Raw genomic sequence first — 24,411 nt, forward strand, 5'->3', positions numbered from 1 at the left:
GGATTGACGATACACGGACCATCCACTTCCCCTTGAACATTGAACGATCGGACCGACAGGCCGCGGCGCGATGGCGCGGCGGCGTCTTGCGCGGGTCCGGCGCGCGGTTACGCCACCTGCTGCATCGCATCCGCCGCCTCGTGCCGCATGCGCGTACGGGCCGTCGACGGCATCGTCTCCGGGCGCACGAAGTTCTGCACGCGCGCCAGCCGGCGAACATCGAACGCGCGCGATTGCGGATCGAAATGCCCCTGCAGGTTGGCGAGCAGCAACGAAGCCTGCGCGGTACGCCCACGCTCGATCAGGTGATCGGCGAGATCGAGCGTGCCGCGCAGCGCCCACATGGCTGCCCCTTGCCCGTTCGCGGTATGGATCCCCATCAGCAGATGACGGTGCCCGTCGGTTTCGCAGGCAATCGCGAGGTCCGCATCGGCGGTGCGCGCCTGTTCGAGCATCGCGAGCCCCCGGGCGCGCAACAGTTCGGGCACGAACAGATGCTCGCCGTGCGCGCGACAGCGCGCGAGCGTCGCGTCGAGCCTCGTGCATGCCTCGGCCGCGCGGCCCGTGCGCGTCAATCCTTCCGCGTACGCGACGGTCAGCGGTGCGAGCACGCGCCGGAATCCGCTCGTTTCGATGCGCCGCAGCGCGGGCTCGAGCCGCGCAAGACCGGCGCCGGGGTGCCCGGTCTGGATGTCGAACTGCCCGGCCAGACATTCCGCGTGGCTGAGCCAGATGTCGAACCCGTTCGCCTCGGCGGTCGATCGCAGCGTGCCGAGGTAGTCGGAAATCACGTCGTGATCGCCATAGCGCAATGCAATCGGTACGGCCGCGGCGCCGATCACGACGCACAACGCCAGCCCCGAACCGGCGCGGCGCGCGCATTCGACCGCCTGCGCCGCCAGTCGCATCGCATATTCCGGATCGCCCTGCATCCACACGAGCCGCGTCAGCATCGTCCGGCCGAGCGTCGCGACGTCGATCCCCAGCGCCGCCTGCGCGCACGACGGTTCGCCGGCCTCGGCCAGCTCGGCCGTCCCCGCCTCCAGCCGCTCGCGCGCCTGCGCGTGCTCGCCGAAGTAATGCAGCGAGGTCGCGACCATCGCATTCGCCAGCAGCCGCTGCGACCGGTCGCCCCGCCGCGCGGCGGCGCGCTCGAAGCGCGTCGCGTAGCGCAACGATTCGTGGATGTCGGAGCGCGTCAGCATCGTGTTCCACAGCCCGACCAGCGCACACGCGTCGACTGCCTCGTCGCCGATCCGGCCCGCGAGCGCGAGCGTCCGGTCCCACATCGCGGCGGCCGTATGCGTGTCGCCATCGGTATGCAGCAGCGCCGCCGCATAGGCCGCGCGCAAGCGCATCTCGCGCGCCGCGTCGACGGACGCGCCCTCGCCGGCCTCGATCGCGTCAAGCGCTCGCCGCGCCGGTGTCGCACATTCGCGCATCCGCGCCGGCTCCAGCAACGCGCGCGCCAACGCGTCCGCTTCCAGCGCCTGCGGCTCGGCCGCCACGGGCGGCGCCGGCGCATCGGCGGCGAGACGCAGGCTCGCGCGGTCCGCGGCTTGTGCCTGCGCCTGCATCCGCGCTTCCCCTTCCTCGCGTTCGTAGCGCGCATGACGCTCGGCGATGGCGTCGAATTCACCCTCGTTGTGCAGCTTTTCGAGCGCATACGCACGCGTCGATTCCGTCAACCGGTAGCGCGCCTGCGCGCCGTCGAACTCGACGGTCACCAGCGACTTCGCGACCAGTTCGCCGAGCACCGCGATCATCTCGGCGGCCGACATGCCGGGCTCCATCGCAACCTCGCGGGCGGCATCGAACGTAAACGGGCCGATGAAGCACGCCATCCGACGAAACAGCGACCGCGCGGCCGCATCCAGCAGCACATAGCTCCAGTCGAACGTCGCCCGCAACGTCTGGTGGCGCGGCAGCGCCGAGCGCAGCCCGCCCGTCAGCAGGTTCAGCCGGTCGTCGAGACGCGACGCGACGATCTCGAGCCCGAGCGTCGCGACGCGCGCGGCAGCCAGTTCGATCGCAAGCGGCAGCCCGTCGAGACGCCGGCAGATGTCGCCGATCAGCCGGATGCCGGCCGGATCGACCGCGCAGTCGGGCGTGGCGGCGCGGATCCGCGCCAGGAACAGCTCGACGGCCGAAGAGCGCTCGATCTCGTCGACGGATGCAGCGCCGTCCGGCACCGCGAGCGGACTCACGCGAAACACGGCTTCGACCGAGATATGAAGCGGTTCGCGACTCGTCACGAGCACGCGCTGCGATACGGCGCGCGACGTCAGCGTATCGACGAGGTCGGCAACCAGATCGACGACGTGCTCCGCGTTGTCGAGCACGAGCAGGCCCGGCGACGCGGCGAACGCATCGCCGATCCGGTCGATGCCCGGCAAGCCGTCCGTCTCGAGCCCCAGTTCCGCGGCAATCGCGAGCAACACGTCGTCGCGCGTCGCGGCACTCGCCAGCGCCACGAACAGGACGCGCTCGCCGGAGCGGCTGCGCCGTTCGTGCGCGACGCGGTCGGCCAGGCTCGTCTTGCCGATGCCGCCCGCACCGACCAGCGTGACGACCGGCGCACATTCGATCATGGCGACGATCTGCTCGATCTCGGCCTGGCGTCCGACCAGCGGAACCGGACGGGCAGCCACGACGGCGTCGTGCGGCAACGCGGTCGCGCGCGGCGCCGCCTCGTGCACGACGGCGGGATTCGCGATCAGCAGGTAACCGCGGCCCGGCACCGTCTTGATCAGGTCGCGGTTCGCGCCCAGCGCCTTGCGCAACGTCGCGACATGCACCTGCAGCCGGTTCTCCTCGACGATCAGGCCCGGCCAGACGGCATCCATGATGTCGTCCTTCGACACGACGGAACCGTTGGCGCGATGCAGTACTTCCAGTATGTCAAGCGCGCGTGCGCCAATACGCAACGACGCACCGCGGCAGCGAATGTCTCGCTGCTCGAAATCCACCGACAACGTCCCGATCTGGATCATGGCCGCCTCCAGGTTCCCCACGATGACCGCCATGTGAACACGGCAGTTCACCGGGGCGGGAGTGCGCACCCGGCCAGCCCTGCAGGCCGGGTGCTAATCTCAAAAAAGTGGGTCGAGTGTAAACGCCGTATAAATAAAAATCTTGAAGGAAAATGCGCTGGCGACCTCCGCATGGGCACGCCACCAAACCCGCGTCGCGCCAATACCAATGACGCAATATCGATCGGAATGCGCGTGCGCCCGCGTGCCGGGCCGGCGCGGCGCGGATCGGTTCGCGCCCGCATTTTTCGTCAGCCAGCGTACATTTATTCAAGTTATCTTTGGACTGTCGCGCGCACCGTATAAACTGCGCGTAAAAATGCTCGCGCGCCGTACCCCATCGAAGGATTGTTCCACCATGCCAGCCTCCCTCGTCGCGCCGCAGGCGCCGCCGCCGAAAGACACGCTCGGATGCCTGTCGAGCCTGTTATCCAAGGATATTGAAAGGTCGGTCGGCGGCCTGAAGCTCCATCGCAAATGCATGCGCGACGAGCAATTCGAGCGCATCGAGATGGCGGCCAGCGATCGCGGCTTCCTGATCGGCGTGTCGCTCAACAGCGGGCACCGGCGCACGATCTACGGCGGGGCCGGCAAATCCGAGCGGCGGTTTCAGCACAACTCGATCTACATTCGCGATTTTTCCCGGAATTTCCGCGCCGACCTGTACGGCAAGTTCGACTTCGTGCTCGTCGAGCTGTCGCACAGCTACCTCGACCGCCTCGGCCGCGAGCACGACGGAACGGAAATCGGCGGCCTGACCTGCGCGCCCGACGTGCAGGACGCGGTGCTGGGCCATCTCGCACACGCCGTCGCCAACAGCCTCGACGCGCCGGGCGCGCTGAACACGCTGTTCGTCGAGCAGATGGGCCTCGCGATCGGCACGCACCTCGCATGCCGCTACGGCAATCCGCACGCACGCGACCTGCAGCGCAAGGGCCTGCTGTCGCCGGCCAAGGCTGCGCGCGCCAAGGAACTGCTGATGGAAAAGGCGAATCTCGGCGTGTCGATCGAGGAGGTCGCGAGCGAATGCGACCTGTCGCGCGGCTATTTCATCCGCGCGTTCTCGCGGACGACCGGGCGCACGCCGCATCAATGGCTGCTCGAACAGCGCGTGACCCGCGCCCGGCAACTGATCGAGACGACCGACATGACGCTCGCGGAAATCGCAGCCGTCTGCGGCTTCGCGGACCAGAGCCACCTGAACCGTGTGTTCGCGCGCATCGTCGGCCATCCGCCGGGCGCATGGCGGCGCGAACGGTCCCGTTGACACCACCGCCACGCGCGCGCGATGCCCGTCATCGAAACGGTGTCGTGTCGTAGTTGACCGGCACCCAGTCGTACGGCTCCCCGTCCCTGCGCAAACACCCGAGCCCGGGAACCGCGATGTGTGCGGCACTGAGCTTGCCGGCCGGGTTCGCAATCATCCTGAGCGGGACATGAATCGTTCTGCCAGCCGTGCCCAGGCAGCGCCGGCCCGGATTCAGGCGATCTCGCCGAGCGCGCGCTGCGCGTCGATCAACGCGTCGCGAAAGACAGCAGCCGGCTGCGCGCCGCTGACGACCGACCGCCCGATGCGCGTCGACGGCACCGAAGCAATGCCTTCGCGCGCCGCCTCCACTTCGAGCGCCACCACCGCGTCGAGCCCTTCGCCGGACGCGAGGAACGCACGCACCGCGTCGCCCGGCAAACCGGCGCCCGCCGCAATCTCGACCAGCACGTCCGCATCGCCGATATCGCGGCCGTCGCGGAAATACGCGGCGAACAGCGCATCGACGAGCGCGACCGCGCTGCCGCGTTGCTGCGCGAACCAGACGAGCCGGTGTGCAAGCCGCGTGTTCGGCGTGCGCGCGATCCGCGCATGATCGAACACGAGGCCCGCCGCGCGGCCGGCTTCGGCCACATGCGCGTCGAGTGCCTGCGAGCGCGCCCAACTGCCGAACTTCGCGCTCCGGTACGCCTTGCGGTCGATGCCGCCGGCCGGCATCGTCGGGTTCAGTTCGAACGGCACGAACCGGACGCTCACGCTGCCGGCCAGGCCCGCTTCGTCGATCACTTCCGCGAGCCGGTGCTCCGCGATCCAGCACCACGGGCAGATGAGATCGTAGGTCACCGTGACTTCGAGGGGTTTCATCGCACGCTCCTTCCTGTACATTGCCAGTCGTGAAGATAGCGCTTGCGGGCCGGCGATAGAATGCGAACGGCACGCAACGCATCGTTGCGGTACGCACAAAGGCACGAAGTCACGAAGCGACAAAGGCGACGACATGGACAAATTCTCCGCGCTGCGCGCGTTCGTGGAAGTAGCGGAAGCCGGCGGCTTCTCGAGCGCGGGACGCCGTCTCGAACTCGCGGCGTCGTCGGTGGTGCGCGCGGTGGATGCGCTAGAAGCGTCGCTCGGCACCGTGCTGCTGAACCGCACGACGCGGCAGGTCACGCTGTCCGATGCCGGCGCCGTGTACTACGCCCGCGCGAAGCGGCTGCTCGAGGAACTCGCGGAAGCCGACGCGCTGGTCGCCGATCGCGGCGACGAGCCGTCCGGGCCGCTGCGTGTGTCGGTGCCGGTCGCATACGGCGTGCGCCGCATCGCGCCGCACGTCGCGGCCTTCCTCGCGCGCTATCCGAAGCTCGACCTCGACCTGCAACTCACCGACGAACGCGTCGATCTCGTCGCCGGCCGGATCGACGTCGCGATCCGGCTCGGCGAAGCGGCGCCGTCCGCGGAAGTCGTCGCGCGGCAGCTCGGCACGTTCCATCGTTATGTCGTCGCGAGCCACGACTACCTCGATGCGCACGGCACGCCATCGACCCCAGGCGAGCTGGTCGACCATGCTTGCCTGCGCTTTCACTTCGGCGGCGACCAGCGGGCCTGGGCGTTTGCCGATGCGCACGGCACGACGAAAGTGCTCGTCGCCGGGTGCCTGAAGTCGAATCACAGCGAAGTGCTGCGCGATGCCGCACTCGACGGCGCCGGCATCGCGCTGCTGCCCGACTGGCTGGTCGATGCCGACGTCCAGTCGGGCCGCTTGCGCAGGCTCTTCGAACAGTACGACGTCACGCCCGATGCGGCCCGCTCGGTCGTCACCGCGCTCTACCTGCCGAATCAGCGCGGCTCGAAGCGCGTCGCGGCGTTCATCGATTTCGTCGAGGCGCTGGCACGCGCGCAGCACTGAGCCGCGCGGCGCGCCGCATTACCAGCCGAACTTCGCTTCCATGCCGACATAGTCGGCATTGCGCGCACCGAGCGCGCGAATCGAGTCGGCGACCTGGAAGTGCACGGCCTCGACGGCCAGCGCCACGTTCGCACTGACGAGCCAGTCCACGCGGGCCTGCGCATACATGCCCGTCCACGAACCGCCCTTGCCGGCCGTGCCCGGCACCGCCTGCATCCCTTGCCCGTAGATTGCGTCGGCCGTCGTCTCGCGCCACTGGAAACCGACCGCGGTCAGCACCGTCACGTTGCTGGCGGGCTTGAACGTCAGCGACGGCTTCACGTGAATCAGGTTGCTGTAGCCGGTGTAGCCGGCGAGCGTGAAGTAATAGCCGTTCGGGAACAGCGGGTTGAAGGTTCCCATGCGCCCGTCGCCGGGGTGCTTGTCGCCCGACGCGCCGTCGACCTGGATGCCGATGCGCGGCGTGCCCGGCGTCTTCGCGAACGTGTAGCCGCCCAGCGCGCCGAACGCCCATGCACCGATCGTGTCCTGCCCGATGTGCCCGGTCTGCAGCATCGCCTCGACGTCCCAGTCGAGCCGGCCGGATTTGCCCGCGTAGCGCATGTCGAATACGTCGCGCCGCTCGTTCCCGGCACCGGCGAGATAGCGCGCGTTGTCGCGCGTGTAGCGCGACCAGTAGCCCGACAGGTCGCCGGGGCCGATGCCGTTGCGCTCGATACGCACGCCGTCGAATCTCAGGTGCCGGTTCGACACGTCGTCGAACACCGCGTCGTTGCGGTACTGCACCGGGCGCGTCACATAACCGATCAGCCGCCATTTGCCGATTTCGTAATCCGCCCACAGCGCGTCGAACGCCTGGCGCACGTTCGGCCCGTCGCGCACCGACACGAAACGCTGCAGGTCGAAGGCCATCTCCTGCCGGCCGATGCGGGTCTTGAACGTGCCGCCGCCGACCTGATCGACATACGCGACGAACGCCTGCTCGATATCGAGCTGGTCCTTGTCGACGGACCCGACCGTATCCTTGCCGAACGGCCGGGCATCGACGAACTGGACGAACGCCTGAAAGTGCCCCGCATAGCGCAGGTCCGCATGCACCGTCGCGCGCTGGATCACGTAATTGTCGTCGTGCGCGGCGCCGAGCCCGAACAGCGGCGCGTTGTTCAGCTCGAAGCGCTCGCGCAGGTTCGCGCCGAGCGACAGGTAGGTCGACGGGTCGCCGCCCAGCGGGATGTACTTCAGCGAATCGAGCGGCTCGCGCGGCACGCACGGATTCGCGAGCACCGACCAGTCTTCCTGCCAGCGGTTGAACAGCACCGTGGGACGCTTGGCGGTACACGCCGTGCCGGCGGTCGAGGCCGGCGCCGCGGCATCGGCCGCCGCGGCTTCCTCGGCACCGGCCGCCGTACCGGCGTACGTCGCGACGCCGCCCGCCAGCACGGCGGCCGGCAGCACGCGCCGCCACGCCCGTCGCATCGGCCGACGATCCATTATTTCGACCGCGCGTGGATCTCGGCGACGTAGCCGCCCGGGAACTGCACGAGCGCCGCATCGCGCCCGTCCGACGTGAACGTCGGCACCAGCACGGTCGCGCCGGCCGCCTTGGCTTTCTCCAACGTGGCGGCCAGGTCCGGCACTTCGTAGCCGGTCATCTCGCGGCCGAACGGATAAGGCAGATGGCCGTCCGTGGCCAGCACGGTCATCTTGCCGAAGCCCGATTCGATGCGGATGCGACGGTACGTGTCGTTCGGACGGCCGATCTCGACGCCCGGCGCCTTGCGCACGTCGGACACCACCTTGCCGCGCGAGAACGCGACGAAGTCGTGCACCAGCTTGCTCGCGCTTTCCGGCGACACGTACACGCGGTTTTCCGGCACCGTCTGCAGCGGGTCGTATTTCGGCGCCTGGGTGTGCCAGTACAGCTGCATGTTCACGCCGCCCGGCCAGCGGATGATCGCGTCGCGGCCGATCGGGTCAGGGAACGTGTCGACGACCACGTCCGCGCCGTGCGCGCGCGCCGACTTCATCGCGACGTCCATGTCGGTGACGAGATAACCGGTGCGCTCCGCGCAGAACGGATACGGGATCGGCGTCTTGAAGCCGAACACCGAGATCGTGCCGGACGGCGTGAACACGAGCTGCGACATCGTCTGGCTCGGCGTCGGCGTGACCTGGAACACGCCCTGCTGCGACTTCTTGCCGCCGAAGGTCGCGACGAAGCTGTCGGTGAAGCGGTCGAAGTCTTCCGGCGCGACGCACACGTGCGTCGTGTCGTATTGCGGGCCGACGGTGACGGCCGGCACCTTCGCGGACGAGGTCTCCAGCAGGCGGGTTTCGTCGGCCTGGGCCGGCGCGGTCGCCAGCAATGCGCCGAGCACGGCCGTCGACGCGGCCGTCATCCGCAATACTTGTCGCAACTTCAGTGCAATCATCGAATTCTCCTGGAAAGTGGCAAGCGCGGCCGTATGGCGCGCGCGCATTCAGCGTGGCGCCGGCCCCTCGTCGGGCCGGCCGGATTGATAAGCGAGGAAGCACAGCGCCGCGAGCGGCAACGCCAGTGCCCAGAAGGCGGCATACAGATAGGCCGTCGCCCCCGCGCCCGCCCCGAGCGCGAAACCGGCGACCGGCGGCAGCGTGCGCCGCAGCCGCACGCGCGCGGCTGCCCGTTCGGCCGGCGCGGCGATCGGCACGAGCCAGTCGAACGCATCGATCACCGCCTGCGTGACATTACCCGTCATCACCGTATTGGCGACGACCGAGCGGGCGGTCAGCCGGCCGTGCGCGTTCTGGACGCCCATCGCCGCGGCGCCGAGCAGGCCGCACAGGATCGTTTTCGGCGCATCGGCGTCGGCGATCGGCGAAGCCATCACGCCGGCCAGCATGAACCCGGCCAGCAGCACGGTCTGCAGCGCATACAGCGAACGCGCGCGCACGCCGTGGCCCAGCGACCGCATCCGGTGGTCGAGCACCCGCGCGCCGACGATGCCGGCGATGAAGGCCGGAAACGCGAGCCACTTGATCGTGAGCCCTTGGCCGACCCCGGCCAGCCCCGAGCCGATCAGGATGAAGTTGCCGGTGACGTGCGCGGTGAACAGGCCGAACAGCGCGACGAAGCCGAGCGTGTCGACATAACCCGCGATCGACGCGAGGAACACGTCCTCGCCGCGCACGCGATCGGGCGCCGCGGCGGTGCCCGCGGTTACTGGCTGCGGCGGCATGACGCGGCTTCCTGGAAGGTGTCGGCGGCGCCGGCGCACGTCGTGCCTGCGCGCGGCGAGATGAGATAACGCATGCTCCACTCCGGTTTCGCCGGCCGGCCCGGATCGCCGACTGGCGTCCGGCCCATGCGGCGGTTCGGAAGCTAGACTAGTTAAGGCGCGTCTTAAAGTCATGGGCGGACGGCCTGAATTTTTCTGAATTCGCCGCCCGAGCGCCGGACGGCGCTGCCGGCCCGACTCGTCGCGGGACGACCCCGCAACGTGCCCCGCACCGCGACACAAGCCGCGCCGCCGCCGGACTCGACGCACCGATCGTGTTATTTTTCGATCGATAGTTAAGCAGCCTGCAATCAGGAGCCGATGAATGACCGAAAGGAAACGCAGCACGCCGGCCCGCGACCGAGGGACGAACGCCGACGGCAACACCGTCACGCCGGGCCGCCGGCTTGCGCCGGAAGCGCGCGAGCGGCAGATCGTCGAGAAGGCGATCGAGCACTTCGCGACACACGGCTTTTCCGGCAGCACGCGTGAGCTCGCGCGGCAGATCGGCGTCACCCAGCCGCTGCTGTACCGGTACTTCCCGAGCAAGGAGGCGCTGATCGATCGCGTGTACGACGAGATCTACACGTGGAATCCCGACTGGGAAAAGCTGATCGCCGATCGCGCGGTGCCGCTGCAAGCGCGGCTTGTCGCGTTCTACCGCGCGTACGCTCAAACCATCCTGCGGCGCGAATGGATCCGCACCTTCATCTTCGCGGGGCTCAGCCGCGAGGGGTTCAACACGCGCTACCTGTCGCGGCTGCGCGAACGCGTGTTCCTGCCGGTGCTGCGCGAGCTGCGGCACGAATACGACCTCGCCACGCCGGCAACCGAGACCCAGCGCAATGCGGAAATCGAACTGGTCTGGAGCCTGCACGCGAGCATCTTCTATTTCGGCGTCCGCAAGTGGGTCTACGGCCTGCCGGTGCCAGACGATCTCGACACCGAAATCGAACGGCTGGTCGACGCGTTCCTGCACGGCACGCCCGCCGCGCTGAAGCAGCTCGCGCCGGGCACGGCCGCCCGCCGCCGCCGGCGCGCCTGACGCGGCGGCCGACGGTCGCGCCACGCGTTCGCTACGTGTCGCGCCGCCCAGGGGCGGCCGGATTGCGCAACACGCCACGCAGCCCGATCTCGACTTCGCACACGTCGCCGGCCTTCATCCAGAGTTGCGGTTGCGCGCCTTCCCGATACCGGCGGGCATGCCCGTGACGATCACGTTGCCGGCCGGCAGCCTCATCACGCCGCTCGGCAGCACGACCAGCGTTTCGACGTCGAAAATCATGTCCGACGTCGGCGCCTCCTGCATGACCGCGCCGGTCAGGCGCGTCTGGATTCGCAACCCACCGCCGCCGCGCGGCAGCTACCGGCCGCACGCGCAACCAGACGAATTCAGAACAATTTATCCGACCCGCCGATCGCTTCGCCTATCCTCGAAAGACATTGGCACCCGCCCCCGAACTGTGCGCAGACTGAACCGAACAGGGACCGTCACATGATCACCGCCACGCCGTCGATCGCCCATCACGCCGTCACCGCGAATGGCATCCGCCAGCACCACATCGATATCGGCGCCCGTGCGCCGTGCGCGGCGCATTGGCCGACTACCGCGTGAACGCGGAGGACGTGAAGCAGGATCTCTCCGACGTCGAAGTGAAGATCGCGTGCCCGACCATCGCGATCCGGGGCGAGGATTTCGATGCGGTCAGCAAGATGTTCGACATGAATTCCGTCTGCGCAGCATGGCGGCGAACCTGCGTGCCGAGCCCATCACGCAGCAGGACGAGCAGCCAGCGCGCGTGAACGCGCTGCCGCCCGAGTGCCAGAAGCACCGGGAAGGCTGAATCGCCGCGCACATCACGGATCATCGGGAGGAAGGCATCATGAGCGACGTTTCGGGCCCGCTGGCGATCGTCGTCGGCGGATCGGTGGGCGGGCTTTTCACGGCGACCGCGCTGCGTGCGGCCGGATGGCGCGTCAAGGTATTCGAGCAATCGCCGAACGACCTCGACAGCCGCGGCGGCGGCATCGTGCTGCAACCGCCGATCGAGCGCGCGTTCGCGTTCGGCGGCGTACCGGTGCCGCGCGATGGGGGCGTCGATTCCGTCGACCGGATCTATCTCGACGAGCACGACCGGATCGTGCAACGCTACTACATGCCGCAAACGCAGACCGCATGGAACGTGATCTACACGGCCCTGAAGCGCGCGCTGCCTGCGGGCGTCGTACACGCCGGCGTATTGTTCGAGCGGTTCGAGCAGGAAGGCGATCGCGTGATCGCGCATTTCGCGGACGGCCGCGTCGAGCAGGCCGACCTGCTGGTCGGCGCCGACGGCGGCCGCTCGAACGTTCGCGCGCAACTGTTGCCCGATGCGCGGCCCGCGTACGCGGGTTATGTCGCCTGGCGCGGGCTCGTCGACGAGCACGATCTTCCGAGCACGGTGCTGCAGGTGCTGCGCGAGCGCTTCACGTTTCAGCAAGGCGACGCGCATCTGTTCCTTACCTATCTGGTGCCCGGCCGCGACGGCGCAATCGAACCGGGCAAACGGCGCGTCAACTGGGTCTGGTACCGGCGGCTCGCACAGGATCGCCTGCCCTCCCTGTTCCTGGCGCAGGACGGCACGCAACGCGACGGTTCGCTGCCGCCCGGCGCGATGAGGGACGACAACCGGCTCGAACTCGTCGACGCGGGCCGCCGGATGCTCGCGCCGACGCTCGCCGCGCTCGTCGGGGCAACGCGCGCGCCATTCGCGCAGTCGATCCTCGATCTCGCGGTCGACCGCATGGTGTTCGGCCGCGCGGTGTTGCTCGGCGATGCGTCCTGCCTCGTCCGGCCGCACACGGCCGCAGGCGTCGCGAAAGCGGCGGAGAATGCCGTCGGTCTCGCCGAGGCGCTACGCGGCGTCGAGCGCGGCCCCGCGTTCGACGCCGCGCTGTCGCGCTGGGAAGGGCTTCAGCTCACGACCAACGCATCGCTGTCCGAACTCGGCATCTCGCTCGGCACCCGGATCATGGGGCGCGCCTGAGCCGCCGCCGGCCGCGTGCGCTGCGTCCGCCCCCAACCGTCGGCAGTCAATGCGACGCGATTCGTCACCGCCCCCCTCAAATGCACTACCCGTCCCGGTGCATTTGAACATGACCCGCACGCCGCGACCTCTCTACACTGAGCCACGGGATATCGGATGGCTTCACGGATGTGATCCAGCGTTGTCCCGATAGTCAGGCAACCCGATTGAATGACGAGGTCGATCATGTTCGAAAAGACGGAAGGCACGGTACAGAAGCTCGCAGGCAAGGCGCAGGAAGCGGTGGGGGACGCCACGGGCAGTGCCGACATGCAGTTCGAGGGAAAGGCGCGTCAGGTGGCCGGCGCGGTTCAGCAATCCTATGGCGAGGCGCTCGAGCAGGTGCGCGACGTTGCCGCAAGCAACCCGATTGCGGCATTGGCGACCGTCGCGGCGGTGAGCTTCATCATCGGCGCAATGTGGTCGAAGCGCTGATCGGCTGTCGCGAGCCCGACGGCATGCGTTGAGGTCATCATCGGAGCATGTCATGGATTTGCTTTCAAGAATCAGGAAATGGCAGGATGTCGCGCAATTCTCGGTCGCGCGCCTGACCGATTACGCGAGTCTCGCGGCGATCGAATTCGATCTCGCCAGGAAGTACTTCCTGCGCGATCTGATGCTGTATGCGCTGCTCGGCCTGAGCGTCACGTTCGGGCTCGCTTTCGTGTGCGTGGCGGCGATCGTCAGCGCCGCGCGAACGCCGTACCTGATCGAAACATCCTGGGTCGTCGCCGGGTTCTGGGTGTGCGTGTCCGTCGTCTCCTTCGCGGCGGTGCGCATGCGTGACGAGCGCGGCACGTTTTCCGTCCTGACCGAGGAATTGCAGCGCGACATCCAGACCGTCAAAGAGAGCCTGTGATGAAAAGCCGAATCCCCGACGGTTCGCCGGAATCGATGCGGCGTGTCCTGCTGGCCCGCATGGCGGCGACCCGAGCCGAATTGTCCGCGTCGAACCACGTCACCGAAATGACTCGGCGGGGCCGTCCCGGCGACATCGCCGAATATCCGGCGGTGAAGTTGCCGACCCTCGGCGGGTCGACCGCCGCGGCCGTCGCGGTGGCGCTGGCCGGTTTCGTCATCCTGGGGCCGCGGCGGCTTGTGACGACAGCCGTTCGCGCCGGGCTGGTCACGTTGATCGGGCGAATGACGCGGGACATCATGCAGAAGTAGATCGGCACATCCGGGGTGAGTGCCGCAACGGCCGCTTCTACTGGAGGCCCGGCGGGCCGACCGGTCCGATTTCTTCGGGCCATTTCAATCGTGCGGAACGGTTTCGCCGTGTAGTGCAAAAGGAGGCGATTCCGTTGCGCGTTCTGTCCTATATTGCGTGGACCGCCGAACAGATCCCGTTTCACGAATCTGTCGTCGATCCGAAGGAAATGGAAACATCATGGACGTACATGGTTTGATCGTATGGCTGATCATCGGCGCAATCGCCGGCTGGCTCGCGGGAGTCCTGGTCAAGGGTGGAGGTTTCGGCTTGCTGATCGACATCGTGGTCGGCATCGTCGGCGCCGTGATCGGCGGCTGGCTCGCCGGGTTGCTCGGCATCGGCTTCAGCGGCATTCTCGGCTCGATCATCATCGCCGTCATCGGCGCCGTGATCCTGCTGTTCGTGATCCGTCTGTTCAATCGCGCGGCCTGACGGCCGACCGCGTGCCCTTCGTCACCATCCGGCATGCGACGCCGCATGCCGCTCACTGATCATGCCGCGAAAACCGGTGAGTCTCTGGCTGAGATTGAATCCGTTCGCTTCGCCGCCCAGGAGAAAGGCCGTGCGACGCACGGCCGCGCCACGCGCGAAGCCCGCTTCCAGCAAGCAGCCCGCGCTGTCCACCGACGGCGTATGGGCCCGCTCGTTCTTTTCGTCGCCGCCGGCGCCCGGCCGTTTCGTCAATCACGTCACCTACTCGCTGTATCGTCCGCGCAGTGCGCCACGCCATGGCCCGCTCGTCGTCATGCTTCATGGCTGCAAGCAGACGGCCGAATCGTTCGCGCTCGGCACGCGGATCGATCGTGCCGCCGATCGCTTCGGCTTTTCCGTACTCTTGCCCGAACAATCGAAAAGCAGGCACCCCCATCGCTGCTGGAACTGGTTCGACCCGCCCGAGCCGGCCGCCGGCTCGGACGCGGATGCGATCGCGTCGCTGATCCGCGCGATCGTCAGGCAGCATGCGTTCGATCCCGCCCGCGTCTACGTCGCGGGATTGTCCGCCGGCGCGGGGCTTGCCGCGCAACTCGCACTGCACGAGCCCGCACTGTTCGCGGCCGTGGCGCTTCATTCGGGCGCCGTTTCCGCTGCCGCCCGCTCATCGCTCGACGCATTGAAGGTGATGCAGTACGGCAGTCGCGGCGATCCGGTGCAGCTCGTCGATGCGGCCGTCTGCGTGCGTGACTACCCCGGCATGCCGGCGCTGATCGTGCACGGCGAACGGGACGGCGTCGTTGCGAAGATCAACGCGGAACAGGCGGCGCGACAGTGGCTGCGCGTCAATCATTTCATCGACGCGGAGGGCGAGCCCATCAGCGGGACGCGCACCGTGTCGGATCGAGGCGACCGGCTGGTCGTCGACCATCGGCGCGGCGGCCGCTGCATCGTGCGTGTCTGCATCGTCCGCAGGCTCGGTCACGCGTGGAGTGGCGGCGACGCTCGCGTGCCGTTTCATGCCGCGGAAGGGCCGGACGCAACCGCGATGATGTGGTCGTTTTTCCGATACCGCCGCCGCGACGCCGCGGCGATCGCGAGCACCTGACGCCGCATCGTCGGCGCCGATCTTGCGCCGTTCGACGAACGGGCCGCAGGGGCGCCATCCGGATTGTCGCTACGGCCACCCGGCGGGAACGGACGAGCGGCAACAGGTTACGGCCGCTCGTCCCGTCGCGTCACTGCGACGCGGCGGCCGCCGCACTCGCCTCTTTCGCCTTCTTCGCCGCATGGTGATGGCCGATCGCACATCCCGCCGCCGCACCGACCACGCCATGATGGCCGGCGACGTGCCCGGCCACCCCACCCACCGCCGCACCCTTCAGGCATCCGGCCGCCTGAGCCGACAGGGAAGCGGCCGACAACGCGATGCACGCCACTGCGATCGAGAGGAACTTCATCGGGAATTCTCCTTGAAAAAAGCGGGGCGCCCGCGCAGGCCCATCCTGCGTGAAACGCACTCGCCGTTGGCACGAAACATTTGCGACATGCACGACGCGCATGCCGCGTGTCTTGTCTGTATTCGAACCGTGTCGGGACTCGCCAGGCCCCGACGTCTACCGCACGCTGTCCGGCTCCGCCCCGCTCCCCGCCGCATACGCGACGAGCGACGGCTGGGCCGCCGTCGCGTCGCTCGATGCAGCCACGACATCGTGCACGAAGCGCAGCTTCGCGACGACGGCAGGCGCCAGCACGAACGGATAGGCGTCCGGCGTCCCCATGCTGCGGTTCAGGCTGTTCAGCGCGTAGGTCAGCGGGAACCAGCGCCGCATCAGGCTGCTGAAGCTCGCTTCGTCGACGGACGTCTGGTCGGCCAGCGACGGCAGGCTCGCGTCGTCGGGGGCAAGCACGAGCCCGCACGCGGTCGCGGTATCGAGCGTATCGACGATATGCAGGTAGTGCGCCCACGTCTCGGCCCAGTCTTCCCACGGGTGCATCGTCGCGTACTCGCTGACGTACGCGTTCTCCCAGCCTGCGGGTTCGCCGTTGGCATAATGTGCGTCGAGCGCCGCCTGGTAATCGGCGCGCTCGTCGCCGAAACAGGCGCGAAACGATTCGATCCAGCGGCTGCCGCTCACGAGGCGGTCGAAGTAGTAGTGGCCGATTTCATGCCGGAAGTGACCGAGCAAGGTGCGATAGGGCTCGCGCATGTCCGCGCGGATCCGCTCCCGCTTCGCGTCGTCCGCTTCGTCGAGGTTCACCGTGATGAGGCCGTTCGCATGGCCGGTCATGACGCGCTCGGTGTCCGACGACGCCTTGAATGCGAAGCTCATCCCGCGTGCCGGTTGCTGCGCGCGCGATTCCACCGGCAAGCCCAGCACGAGGAGCGTATAGAGCAGCCGTCGCTTCGCGGCCTCGAGCCGGAACCACAGCAGCCGGTTGTCGGGAGACGACAGGTTCGGGATCGTCTCGGTGAGCACGCATGCGCGGCACAGCGCGTCGTCGCTTTCCGCCGGAATCATCCAGTTGCAAACGTGCTCCATCGCGTAGTTGCCGCATTGCCGATAGCGTTTCCCGGGCGCGGCCGCGTGCAGGCTGCGCCATGTTCCGTCGCCCACGGGCTCGAACGCGCCGACTTCGCCGACGTCCGGCAGATAGCCGAGCAATGCATCGCAGCGCTCGCACTTCACGTTCTCGAAGAACACCAGTTGCGAACATTGGCCGCAGTGGAAGGTTTTCATGATGTGCCGTCCGGGTAGAGGATGACGTCGCCGGCCGCTATTCGTCCGCTAGCCGCGCGTGCATGCGCCGATAGTCGTTCCGGTATCGCTTCGCGAGCGCCGACTTTTCCGTATCGCGCAGGATCTTTCCGGAGATCTGGAAGAAGATCTTCTCTTCTTCTTTCAGATGATCGTGCAGCTCTCCTGACAGTTTCCTGGCGGTCGCCAGCCAGCCGCGCGCGCCGGAGTCGCGGCCGCGCAGGGTGTCGACGATCTCGTCCATCCGGTGATGATCGGCAAGTGCATCGCGCGACGGATGAAGCCCGCGGTCGTCCATCAGGATCGGAGCGTACAGAAAGCGCTCCTCGGCGGCCTCGTGCGCGCCAAGCTCGATGCGCAGCTGTTCGAACAGGATACTCCGATCCGGGCCTGGCCTTGACCGTAATAGCCGGCGCATCAGCGTGCGCTGGATCTCATGGCTTTCGCGCAGTGCATCGAAGATCGTTTCGGACATGCGGGGCTCCCGGGTGGTCGGCATCCGGCGCAGCGCGCCGTGGATTCGACATGGTCACAAACCTTCGTGCGCCGCGACAGTTGCAAATGCACTAGTGCATACCGACGCTGCCGACGACGATCGACCCTCGACTTCCTTCCGACGCGTGCTACACGGCATGCGCTGCGGTCGACGATACCGTGATCAACGCATTCGACGAACTTCGCCATGGCGATACGGAACTGCTGTATGACAACCAGGCGGCTCTCGTCGCTGCTGCGATGGCAACGCTAGCGGCAGCAGTGCCGCGCGAGGACGAAGCGCCCAACGAATACACCGTCGCCGGAGTACATGCGGAAGTGCTGGACGAGGCCGCCCGGGATGTCGGTGCGCGAGCGAACATCCGATCGTCGAGCATCGGATCTTTCGACGGCATTCAATCGAGCCTCAATGCGGTTCCGGCGCGTCGCCTGCCGATCGATGCGCGGCACCGAACAATCGAATCACGAGGCCGCGCAGCCAGCGGTTGCCGGCCTCATGGTGATAGCGCGCGTGCCAATGCTGCCGCACCGCAAAACCGTCGACCGGAATCGGGCATGCATGAACCGCCAGGTCGCTGGCGTGCGCCAGCGTCTCGCCGATATGACGGGGGAGCGTCGTGATCAGGTCGGTCGTCTGGACGATCGCCCCCAGCCCCAGAAAACCGGGCAACTCCAGCACGACGTCTCGTTCGATGCGCGCCTGTCTCAACGCCTGTTCGAGGAGTTGCGCACCGGTTCCCGCCGTAATGGCGACATGCCCTTCGGAACGATACTGCTTTGCCCCGAGGCGCCCGCGAATTCTCGGATGATGCCGGTTCGCGAGGCACACCCAGTCCTGGTCATACAGCTTCTGCTGATAAATGCCGCCGCCCAGCCACGGCACATAGCCGATCGCGAGATCGGCTTCGCCGGATTCGAGCGCCCGCTCCGTATTGCCGTCGATTCGTGCGGCTTCCAGCCGGACCCCGGGCGCCTGCGCCCGGACGTGGGCCAGCAAGCGCGGAAGCAGCGTGACGTGGCTCGCGTCGGTCATGCAGATGCGAAAGCGTCGCTGGGCCGTCGCAGGATCGAACGCAATCTCCCATGCAGTGAAGCGCCGCAGGGATTCGAGAATTTCCCGGCACGGCCCGATCAGCGCGTCGGCTTGCGGTGTCGGCGCCATGCCGCCAGGCGTGCGAATGAACAGCGGATCGTGCAGGTATTCCCGCAAGTGCCCGAGCCAGATGCTGATGGTCGGCTGGCTCTGGCCGAGTTGCTCGGCCACGCGCGTGACGCTGCGTACGTCGTACAGGAGATCGAACAGTTGAAGCAGCTTCAGGTCGGGCAGGTCGGCTGGCATCGTCGCACTATTGTCCAAGGCAATGACGTCATTATATTCATTGCATTGTCGATATGAGCGGCGACTCCTATCGTGAAGCCATACGTCAAGGAGAAGCCATTGAAAATCGCGATTCTGGGGGCCGGCGCACTGGGCTGTGCGATCGGCGCCACCCTCACCCAAGGCGGTCACGAGACCTGGTTGATCGACCGCTCGCCCGCGCACGTCGATGCGATGCGGCGCGACGGACTGCGGGTCGACGATGCGGGCGGCACCCGGCAGGTGCGCGTGCGCGCGACGACTCGCGCGGACGATGTCGGCGTGGCCGACCTGGTGATCGTGCTGGTGAAGTCGTTCCACACCGACGCCGCGATCCGCGGCGCCCAATCGCTGGTGGGGCCCGAAACCGCCGTGCTGTCGCTGCAAAACGGGCTCGGACACGAGGACATCCTGATCGACGTCGTCGGCCGCGAGCGCGTGCTCGCCGGCAAGACTTACGTCGGCGGCGTGCTTCGCGGCGCGGGACACATCGAATCCGGCGTGATCGGCAAGGCCACCCATATCGGCGAACTCGACGGCCGCATCACGCCGCGCGTGCAGGCGATTGCCGCCGCGTTCAATGCCGCCGGCCTCGCCACGACGATCAGCGACAACATCGTCGGCACGATGTGGGACAAGCTGCTGGTGAATGTCGCGACGGGCGCGCTGACGGGCCTGACCGGCCTCACCTACGGGCAGCTTTACGACGAGCCGCTGCTGAAGGCGACGTCGCTCGCGGCCGTGGCCGAGGCGATCGCGGCGGCGCAGGCGGCGGGCGTCAAGCTGTCGATGACCGATCCCGAACAGGCTTGGACGCTCGCCGCCGAAGGGCTGCCGGCCACTTTCAAGACGTCGATGCTGCAAAGCCTGGAGAAGGGTTCGATCACCGAGATCGACTTCATCAACGGATCGGTCGTGCGCTGGGGGCAGCGCTACGGCGTGCCGACGCCGGTCAATGCAACGCTGGTCGCCTGCATCAAGGGGCTCGAACGCGCGATGGCCGATCGCCAACGCAAGGAGGCTGCCGCATGAATGCCCCGAAAGCCTATCTCGAACACGTTGCGATCTGGGTGAAGGACATCCGCTGGCACATCCGTTTCTTCGAGGAAGTACTGGGCATGACCCTGCGCGAAGTGGACGGCACGCTCGACGCGCCGCGCCAATACTGGACGCTCGGCGGCCTGCAGTTCATCCACGCGCCGGAACACGAAGGCCCCGAAGGCCGGCTCGCCCATCTCGGCGTGATGTGCGAAGACCTGGAAGCCGCGCTGGCCGCCGCACAACGATTCGGCGTGACGGAGATGCCCCAAGGGCGGAACTGGCTTCGCCTTCCCGACGGGCTTGCCGTCGAACTGATCCAGGCCAGACCGGCTTCCTGCGTCGCGCAGGCGCTGGCCATCGACCCGCGTGCGGGGGAGTGATGATGACGATCGTCGAGAAATACTGGGACGACGCCCGCGAGGGCGACACGTGCACGAGCCCGAGTTACACGGTGACGCGCGAGCGCATTCTCGCGTACGCCGATCTCACTGGCGACCATACGCCCGTCCACGTGGACGAGGAATACGCAAACGCGAGCCATTTCGGATGCCTCGTCGCGCACGGGCTGTTCGGCTTGTCCATCGCCGACGGGCTGAAAACGCAGAGCGACTATCGCTTTCTGCCGGGCATGTCGCTCGGCTGGACCTGGGATTTCCTGCTGCCGATCAAGGTCGGCGACGTGCTGCACGTGAAGTTCCGCGTCGGTTCGATGCGGGCGAGCAAGAGTCGCCCGGACTGGGGCATCGTCGTGCTGCCGTCGGAGTTGATCAACCAGGACGGCCAGGTGGTTCAACGCGGCGAGCATCGCCTGATGGTGCCGCGCCGCCCGGAGGCACTGTAATGCAGGCTCGTCCACTCGAAGGCATTCGCGTCATCGACTACAGCCACTTCCTTGCCGGCCCGTACGTCGGTCGCTGTCTCGCGGCGCTCGGCGCCGAAGTCATCAAGGTCGAGCGCCCCGGGACGGGCGATGCCGGACGCCAGCACGCTACCGTGCTCGACGACCAGCAAAGCGGCTACTTTCTGCAGCTCAACATGGGCAAGCGCGGCGTGAGCGTCAACATGAAAGACGCGCGCGGCAAGGCGTTCATGCAGCGGCTGTGCGACTCCGCCGACGTCTTCATCGAGAACTACCGGCCGGGCGCGCTGGACAAGCTCGGGCTCGGCTATGCCGAGTTGTCGGCGCGCAATCCCGGGCTCGTCTACTGTTCGATTTCGGCGTACGGTCACACCGGTCCCGATGCGCATCGCGCAGGCTTCGGGCTGATCGCCGAAGCCAAGAGCGGGATCATGCAGATGGTCGGCACGCCCGGCGACCGGCCGCCGCTGCTGCGCATTTCGCTCGGCGACATGTACACCGGCATTCATGCGGTCGCGGCCATCAACGCCGCGCTGCTGGGGCGAGTGAAGAGCGGCCGCGGTCAGCATGTCGACATGGCGCTGTACGACACGCTCGTGTCGATGCACGAATACGCGGTGCAGTGCTATACGCTGAAAGGCGTGCTGCCCGAGCAGACCGGGCACGACATGCCCACCTCGACACTCTATGGCGTGTTCCGTGCCGCGGACGGCGATCTCGTGATCGCCGCGCAAGTCGACGACGCGTGGAAGCGCTTCGCCGAACTGATCGCGGCGCACGGCGGCCCGGCGGACTTCGGCGCCGACACGCGGTTTCACGACAGCACCGGACGCAACGCGCATCGCGCGGAGATTCTGTCGGTCGTCGAGCCGTGGGTCGCCGCGCGCTCCGTCGCGTCGGTACTGGCGCTGCTGGACGGCATCGACGTGCCCTGCGCGAAGGTGCAACGCATCGACGAGGTATTGAACGATCCGCAGATCCAGGCCAGAGGCATGGTCGTCGAGCAGCAGCATCCGCGCTACGGGACGCTGCGCCTGCCCAACCTGCCGTTCCGGTTTTCCGATTGCGATACGACGATACGCGAGGTCGCGCCCGATCTCGGGCAGCACAACGCGGAAGTCGCGCGCTCCCTCGGATTCGATTCGGCCGAAATCGACGCGATGCAGGCCGATGGCGTTCTCTATTCAAAAGTGAGCCAATGATGACCGACCAATACGCGGTGATCGGCAATCCGATCGGTCACACGAAATCCCCGCTGATTCACGGCCTCTTCGCACAAGAAAGGCATCAGGACATCCGCTATACGGCGATCGAGGGGCCCGTCGAGCCGGCAGGCGCCTTTGCTGCAGCGGTACGTGCGTTTTTCGACGGCGGCGGCAAGGGCCTCAACGTCACCGCACCGTTCAAGCTCGATGCGTTCGCGATGTCGGACGAACGCAGCGAGCGTGCGCGGCTCGCGGGCGCGGCCAACGCGCTCAAGTTCGACGGCGGCCGCATCCTGGCGGACAACTTCGACGGCATCGGGCTGGTTCGCGATATCGAAGCGAACCTCAACCTTCCGATGGCCGGCAAGCGGGTATTGGTGCTCGGTGCGGGCGGCGCCGCGCGCGGCGCCCTGTTGCCGTTCCTCGAGGCCGGACCGGCCGAACTCGTCATCGCCAATCGCGACGTCGACAAGGCGCGCGCGCTGGTCGCGCAGGTCGCGGCACGCGGTTCGCCCGTTGCCTGCTCCTACGCGGACCTCGCACGAATGGGGTGTTTCGACCTGGTCGTCAATGCGACGTCGGCCAGCCTGACCGGCGACCTGCCGCCTGTCCCGCCGAGCGTGTTCAGTCCGAAGGGGACCGCTTATGAGCTCGCCTACGGCAAGCGTCTCACGCCATTTCTCCGGCTCGCGAAAAATGCCGGTGTTCACGGGATCGCAGACGGCGTCGGGATGCTGGTCGAGCAGGCGGCCGAAGCGTTCGCCTGGTGGCGCGGCGTACGCCCGAAGACCAGCGCGGTGATCGACCGGCTTGCCGTGCCCTTCGACTGATCTTGAAGTTCGGAGATTCTGTTAATGGCGTTCTGTCATTGCGCCCAAGCGTCGCAGCGGATTCGACGAGCACATGCCGCTCGGCTTTTGCCGGCTGGGCTTCCGAGGGCTTCCGCGTGAGCAGTGCCGCGATCACGGTTAGCAGAAACTTCGAACACCGACGACATCATCGAGAACGCATGCCCGTCAACGGCATGCCAACGATCAAACTCCCGGTACGGGCGGCCGCTATCGACTGGCGACCGCATCCGGCATGCCGGATTGCCAGCCGCCACCTAATGCCTTGAAAGCGGCGACTGCCGCGCGTGCGGATTCGGTTTGCGCCTGCACGCGCTCGTCGGATGCGCGCAGCAGGCTTTCGTCGGCCTGCAACACTTCGATCAGGCTGACGACGCCTTTCTGGTACGCCGCGAACGACGCGGCCCTCGCGCGGCCGAGCGAATCCACGCCGTCGGCGAGAACGGCCGCCTGTTCGTCGCGTTTGACGAGTGCCGAGAACGCGTTCTCGACGTCCTCGGTGGCGTGCAGCGCCGCGAGCCGATACGCAGCAAGCATTTCGGCATCCTGCCCTTTGGCCTGCGCGATCTGCGCATTGATGCGGCCGAAGTCGAACAAACGCCAGCGCAGGCCGAGCACGCCGGCAGCCTGGTTCGCGCCGCCGGCGAACAGGTTGCCCGCGCCCATCGTCGTCGCGCTACCGATCAACCCGCTCAGCGAGAACTTCGGGTAATACTCGGCAATGGCCACGCCGATGCGCGCGTTCGACGCGGCCAGACGCCGCTCGGCGACGATCAGGTCGGGCCGCCGCCTGAGGAGTTCGCCAGGCGTTCCTGTCGCCGCGATCCGCGGTGCAACCGGCACGTCGCCGCCGTCGAGCCATTCCGCTCGATACGTACCGGGTTGCGAGCCGAGCATCACGTCGAGCGCATTCATCGCCGCGTCCAGCGCCGCTTCGAGCACCGGCACCGTTGCGCGAACCTGGGCGAGCGCGCCTTCGGCCTGCCTGACCTGAAGCTCCGCGGCGAGCCCCTTTCCATACAGCAGATTGAGGGTCGACAACAGATCCTGCTCGGTCTGCACCTGGTGCCGCGCGACCTTCAGCCGGCCCTGCAGCCCGCGAATCGTGATGTAGACGTCCGCCGTCTGCGCGGCCACGGCAAGGCGCGTGGCGACCGCCGCCGCTTCGGAAGCCTGATAGTCGGCAAGCGCGGCCTCCCGCCCTCGGCGCAGCCCGCCGAACACATCCAGTTCCCAGCTTGCGTTGAAATCGGTCTCGTAGTCGTTGCCGTGACGGTCGAAACCGGGCGTCGAATTCAGCACGCGCCCCAACGGTGTCTCCACCGACTGATAGACGCGCGCGGCTTGACCGGTCACGTTGGCAGACGGCAACAGCGCCGCATTGGCCGCACCGAGCCCCGCGCGCGCTTGCGCGACGCGGGCCGCGGCCTGCGCGAGATCGAGGTTCTGCGCGAGCGCGAGCGTGACGAACCGGGTCAACTTCGGATCGCCGAAACCCGTCCACCATGTCGCGAGCTCGGCTTCGGCCGCCGCGCGCCGCTGCTCCACGGCGCTCTGGCCCGGGAAGCGCTGCGGCATGGCGACGTCCGGGCGCACATAGTCGGGACCGACGGCGCATCCCGCCGACAGGAGCGCGGCAAGCACCGCGACAACGATGGGTTTCGGTAGCATGGCGGTT

At 67.5% G+C, this 24,411-nt stretch carries 26 protein-coding genes; 15 read left to right on the forward strand and 11 right to left on the reverse strand.

The genetic code is table 11. The features are described 5' to 3' along the window. Positions 1-107: 107 nt before the first annotated feature. A complete protein-coding gene (locus LGN17_RS19385) occupies positions 108-2,993 on the reverse strand; it encodes an ATP-binding protein (RefSeq protein WP_226198200.1) in 2,886 nt (961 codons plus the stop codon). A 397-nt stretch (positions 2,994-3,390) separates the two neighbouring features. Between LGN17_RS19385 and LGN17_RS19390 the strand changes: the two genes are divergently transcribed. Then, entirely contained in the window at positions 3,391-4,299 is a 909-nt protein-coding gene (locus LGN17_RS19390) for a helix-turn-helix domain-containing protein (RefSeq protein WP_226198475.1), read from the forward strand. Positions 4,300-4,512: 213 nt separating this feature from the next. Here LGN17_RS19390 and LGN17_RS19400 read toward each other — a convergent pair whose 3' ends face one another. Continuing rightward, a complete protein-coding gene (locus LGN17_RS19400; protein WP_226198201.1) occupies positions 4,513-5,163 on the reverse strand; it encodes a DsbA family oxidoreductase in 651 nt (216 codons plus the stop codon). A 133-nt stretch (positions 5,164-5,296) separates the two neighbouring features. Between LGN17_RS19400 and LGN17_RS19405 the strand changes: the two genes are divergently transcribed. Next, positions 5,297-6,202 carry a LysR family transcriptional regulator gene (locus LGN17_RS19405; protein ID WP_226198202.1) on the forward strand — a complete coding sequence of 302 codons (906 nt, stop codon included), beginning with the start codon at positions 5,297-5,299 and terminating at the stop codon, positions 6,200-6,202. Positions 6,203-6,220: 18 nt separating this feature from the next. On the opposite strand, the gene LGN17_RS19410 is transcribed toward LGN17_RS19405, so the two are convergent. The 3 genes from LGN17_RS19410 to LGN17_RS19420 are packed head-to-tail and all read right to left on the reverse strand — an operon-like array spanning position 6,221 to position 9,420. Then, positions 6,221-7,678: an alginate export family protein gene (locus LGN17_RS19410; protein ID WP_226198203.1), complete on the reverse strand. Its 1,458-nt coding sequence runs from the start codon at positions 7,676-7,678 to the stop codon at positions 6,221-6,223. Between the two features lie 14 nt (positions 7,679-7,692). Further along, complete coding sequence (locus LGN17_RS19415; protein WP_226198204.1) at positions 7,693-8,634, reverse strand: glyoxalase; 942 nt, start codon at positions 8,632-8,634, stop codon at positions 7,693-7,695. Positions 8,635-8,682: 48 nt separating this feature from the next. After that, the gene (locus tag LGN17_RS19420; RefSeq protein ID WP_226198205.1) at positions 8,683-9,420 is read right to left on the reverse strand and encodes a YoaK family protein; all 738 of its coding nucleotides are present in this window, start codon (positions 9,418-9,420) and stop codon (positions 8,683-8,685) included. Between the two features lie 364 nt (positions 9,421-9,784). Between LGN17_RS19420 and LGN17_RS19425 the strand changes: the two genes are divergently transcribed. Continuing rightward, positions 9,785-10,504 (forward strand): TetR/AcrR family transcriptional regulator, encoded by a 720-nt coding sequence (locus LGN17_RS19425; protein ID WP_226198206.1) that lies wholly within the window; start codon positions 9,785-9,787, stop codon positions 10,502-10,504. Positions 10,505-10,618: 114 nt separating this feature from the next. Here the strand turns inward: LGN17_RS19425 and LGN17_RS19430 are convergent, their stop codons facing one another. Beyond that, positions 10,619-10,801, reverse strand: coding sequence for a fumarylacetoacetate hydrolase family protein (locus tag LGN17_RS19430; RefSeq protein WP_226198207.1), 183 nt, complete (start codon positions 10,799-10,801; stop codon positions 10,619-10,621). Between the two features lie 269 nt (positions 10,802-11,070). On the opposite strand from LGN17_RS19430, the gene LGN17_RS19435 reads away from it, so the two are divergent. The 7 genes from LGN17_RS19435 (at position 11,071) to LGN17_RS19465 (ending at position 15,277) form a co-directional block, all read left to right on the forward strand. Continuing rightward, the gene (locus tag LGN17_RS19435) at positions 11,071-11,262 is read left to right on the forward strand and encodes a hypothetical protein (RefSeq protein WP_226198208.1); all 192 of its coding nucleotides are present in this window, start codon (positions 11,071-11,073) and stop codon (positions 11,260-11,262) included. Between the two features lie 80 nt (positions 11,263-11,342). Continuing rightward, complete coding sequence (locus tag LGN17_RS19440) at positions 11,343-12,485, forward strand: FAD binding domain-containing protein (protein ID WP_226198209.1); 1,143 nt, start codon at positions 11,343-11,345, stop codon at positions 12,483-12,485. 225 nt (positions 12,486-12,710) lie between these two features. Next, the gene (locus tag LGN17_RS19445; protein WP_151047927.1) at positions 12,711-12,959 is read left to right on the forward strand and encodes a CsbD family protein; all 249 of its coding nucleotides are present in this window, start codon (positions 12,711-12,713) and stop codon (positions 12,957-12,959) included. A 52-nt stretch (positions 12,960-13,011) separates the two neighbouring features. Beyond that, on the forward strand, positions 13,012-13,383 hold the full coding sequence (locus LGN17_RS19450) for a hypothetical protein (protein WP_226198210.1): 372 nt from the start codon (positions 13,012-13,014) through the stop codon (positions 13,381-13,383). After that, on the forward strand, positions 13,383-13,694 hold the full coding sequence (locus LGN17_RS19455) for a hypothetical protein (protein WP_226198211.1): 312 nt from the start codon (positions 13,383-13,385) through the stop codon (positions 13,692-13,694). Before LGN17_RS19450 ends, LGN17_RS19455 begins: the two co-directional genes overlap by 1 nt. A gap of 220 nt (positions 13,695-13,914) precedes the next feature. Beyond that, entirely contained in the window at positions 13,915-14,169 is a 255-nt protein-coding gene (locus tag LGN17_RS19460; RefSeq protein ID WP_226198212.1) for a GlsB/YeaQ/YmgE family stress response membrane protein, read from the forward strand. Positions 14,170-14,299: 130 nt separating this feature from the next. Then, positions 14,300-15,277, forward strand: a complete 978-nt coding sequence (locus tag LGN17_RS19465; RefSeq protein ID WP_226198213.1) for a PHB depolymerase family esterase — start codon at positions 14,300-14,302, stop codon at positions 15,275-15,277. 130 nt (positions 15,278-15,407) lie between these two features. On the opposite strand, the gene LGN17_RS19470 is transcribed toward LGN17_RS19465, so the two are convergent. From LGN17_RS19470 to LGN17_RS19485, 4 genes are all read right to left on the reverse strand, one after another. Beyond that, positions 15,408-15,629: a hypothetical protein gene (locus LGN17_RS19470; RefSeq protein WP_226198214.1), complete on the reverse strand. Its 222-nt coding sequence runs from the start codon at positions 15,627-15,629 to the stop codon at positions 15,408-15,410. A gap of 156 nt (positions 15,630-15,785) precedes the next feature. Beyond that, positions 15,786-16,910 (reverse strand): putative zinc-binding metallopeptidase, encoded by a 1,125-nt coding sequence (locus tag LGN17_RS19475; RefSeq protein ID WP_226198215.1) that lies wholly within the window; start codon positions 16,908-16,910, stop codon positions 15,786-15,788. A 37-nt stretch (positions 16,911-16,947) separates the two neighbouring features. Next, positions 16,948-17,403 carry a hemerythrin domain-containing protein gene (locus LGN17_RS19480; protein ID WP_226198216.1) on the reverse strand — a complete coding sequence of 152 codons (456 nt, stop codon included), beginning with the start codon at positions 17,401-17,403 and terminating at the stop codon, positions 16,948-16,950. A gap of 426 nt (positions 17,404-17,829) precedes the next feature. After that, complete coding sequence (locus LGN17_RS19485; RefSeq protein ID WP_226198476.1) at positions 17,830-18,780, reverse strand: LysR family transcriptional regulator; 951 nt, start codon at positions 18,778-18,780, stop codon at positions 17,830-17,832. Positions 18,781-18,861: 81 nt separating this feature from the next. Between LGN17_RS19485 and LGN17_RS19490 the strand changes: the two genes are divergently transcribed. Genes LGN17_RS19490 through aroE form a run of 5 tightly spaced genes read left to right on the forward strand, consistent with a single transcriptional unit; the run spans position 18,862 to position 22,715 of the window. After that, on the forward strand, positions 18,862-19,812 hold the full coding sequence (locus LGN17_RS19490; RefSeq protein WP_226198217.1) for a ketopantoate reductase family protein: 951 nt from the start codon (positions 18,862-18,864) through the stop codon (positions 19,810-19,812). Next, a complete protein-coding gene (locus tag LGN17_RS19495) occupies positions 19,809-20,201 on the forward strand; it encodes a VOC family protein (protein WP_226198218.1) in 393 nt (130 codons plus the stop codon). Before LGN17_RS19490 ends, LGN17_RS19495 begins: the two co-directional genes overlap by 4 nt. 2 nt (positions 20,202-20,203) lie before the next feature. Beyond that, positions 20,204-20,662 (forward strand): MaoC family dehydratase, encoded by a 459-nt coding sequence (locus LGN17_RS19500; protein ID WP_226198477.1) that lies wholly within the window; start codon positions 20,204-20,206, stop codon positions 20,660-20,662. Beyond that, the gene (locus LGN17_RS19505; protein WP_175952459.1) at positions 20,662-21,882 is read left to right on the forward strand and encodes a CaiB/BaiF CoA transferase family protein; all 1,221 of its coding nucleotides are present in this window, start codon (positions 20,662-20,664) and stop codon (positions 21,880-21,882) included. Before LGN17_RS19500 ends, LGN17_RS19505 begins: the two co-directional genes overlap by 1 nt. Continuing rightward, positions 21,882-22,715, forward strand: coding sequence for a shikimate dehydrogenase (gene aroE / locus LGN17_RS19510; protein WP_226198478.1), 834 nt, complete (start codon positions 21,882-21,884; stop codon positions 22,713-22,715). The genes LGN17_RS19505 and aroE overlap by 1 nt, the downstream gene beginning before the upstream one ends. Positions 22,716-22,943: 228 nt before the next feature. Here the strand turns inward: aroE and LGN17_RS19515 are convergent, their stop codons facing one another. Then, positions 22,944-24,404: an efflux transporter outer membrane subunit gene (locus LGN17_RS19515; protein ID WP_226198479.1), complete on the reverse strand. Its 1,461-nt coding sequence runs from the start codon at positions 24,402-24,404 to the stop codon at positions 22,944-22,946. Between the last annotated feature and the right edge of the window lie 7 nt (positions 24,405-24,411).

Source organism: Burkholderia sp. AU30280 (assembly GCF_020420125.1).
Classification (GTDB): domain Bacteria; phylum Pseudomonadota; class Gammaproteobacteria; order Burkholderiales; family Burkholderiaceae; genus Burkholderia.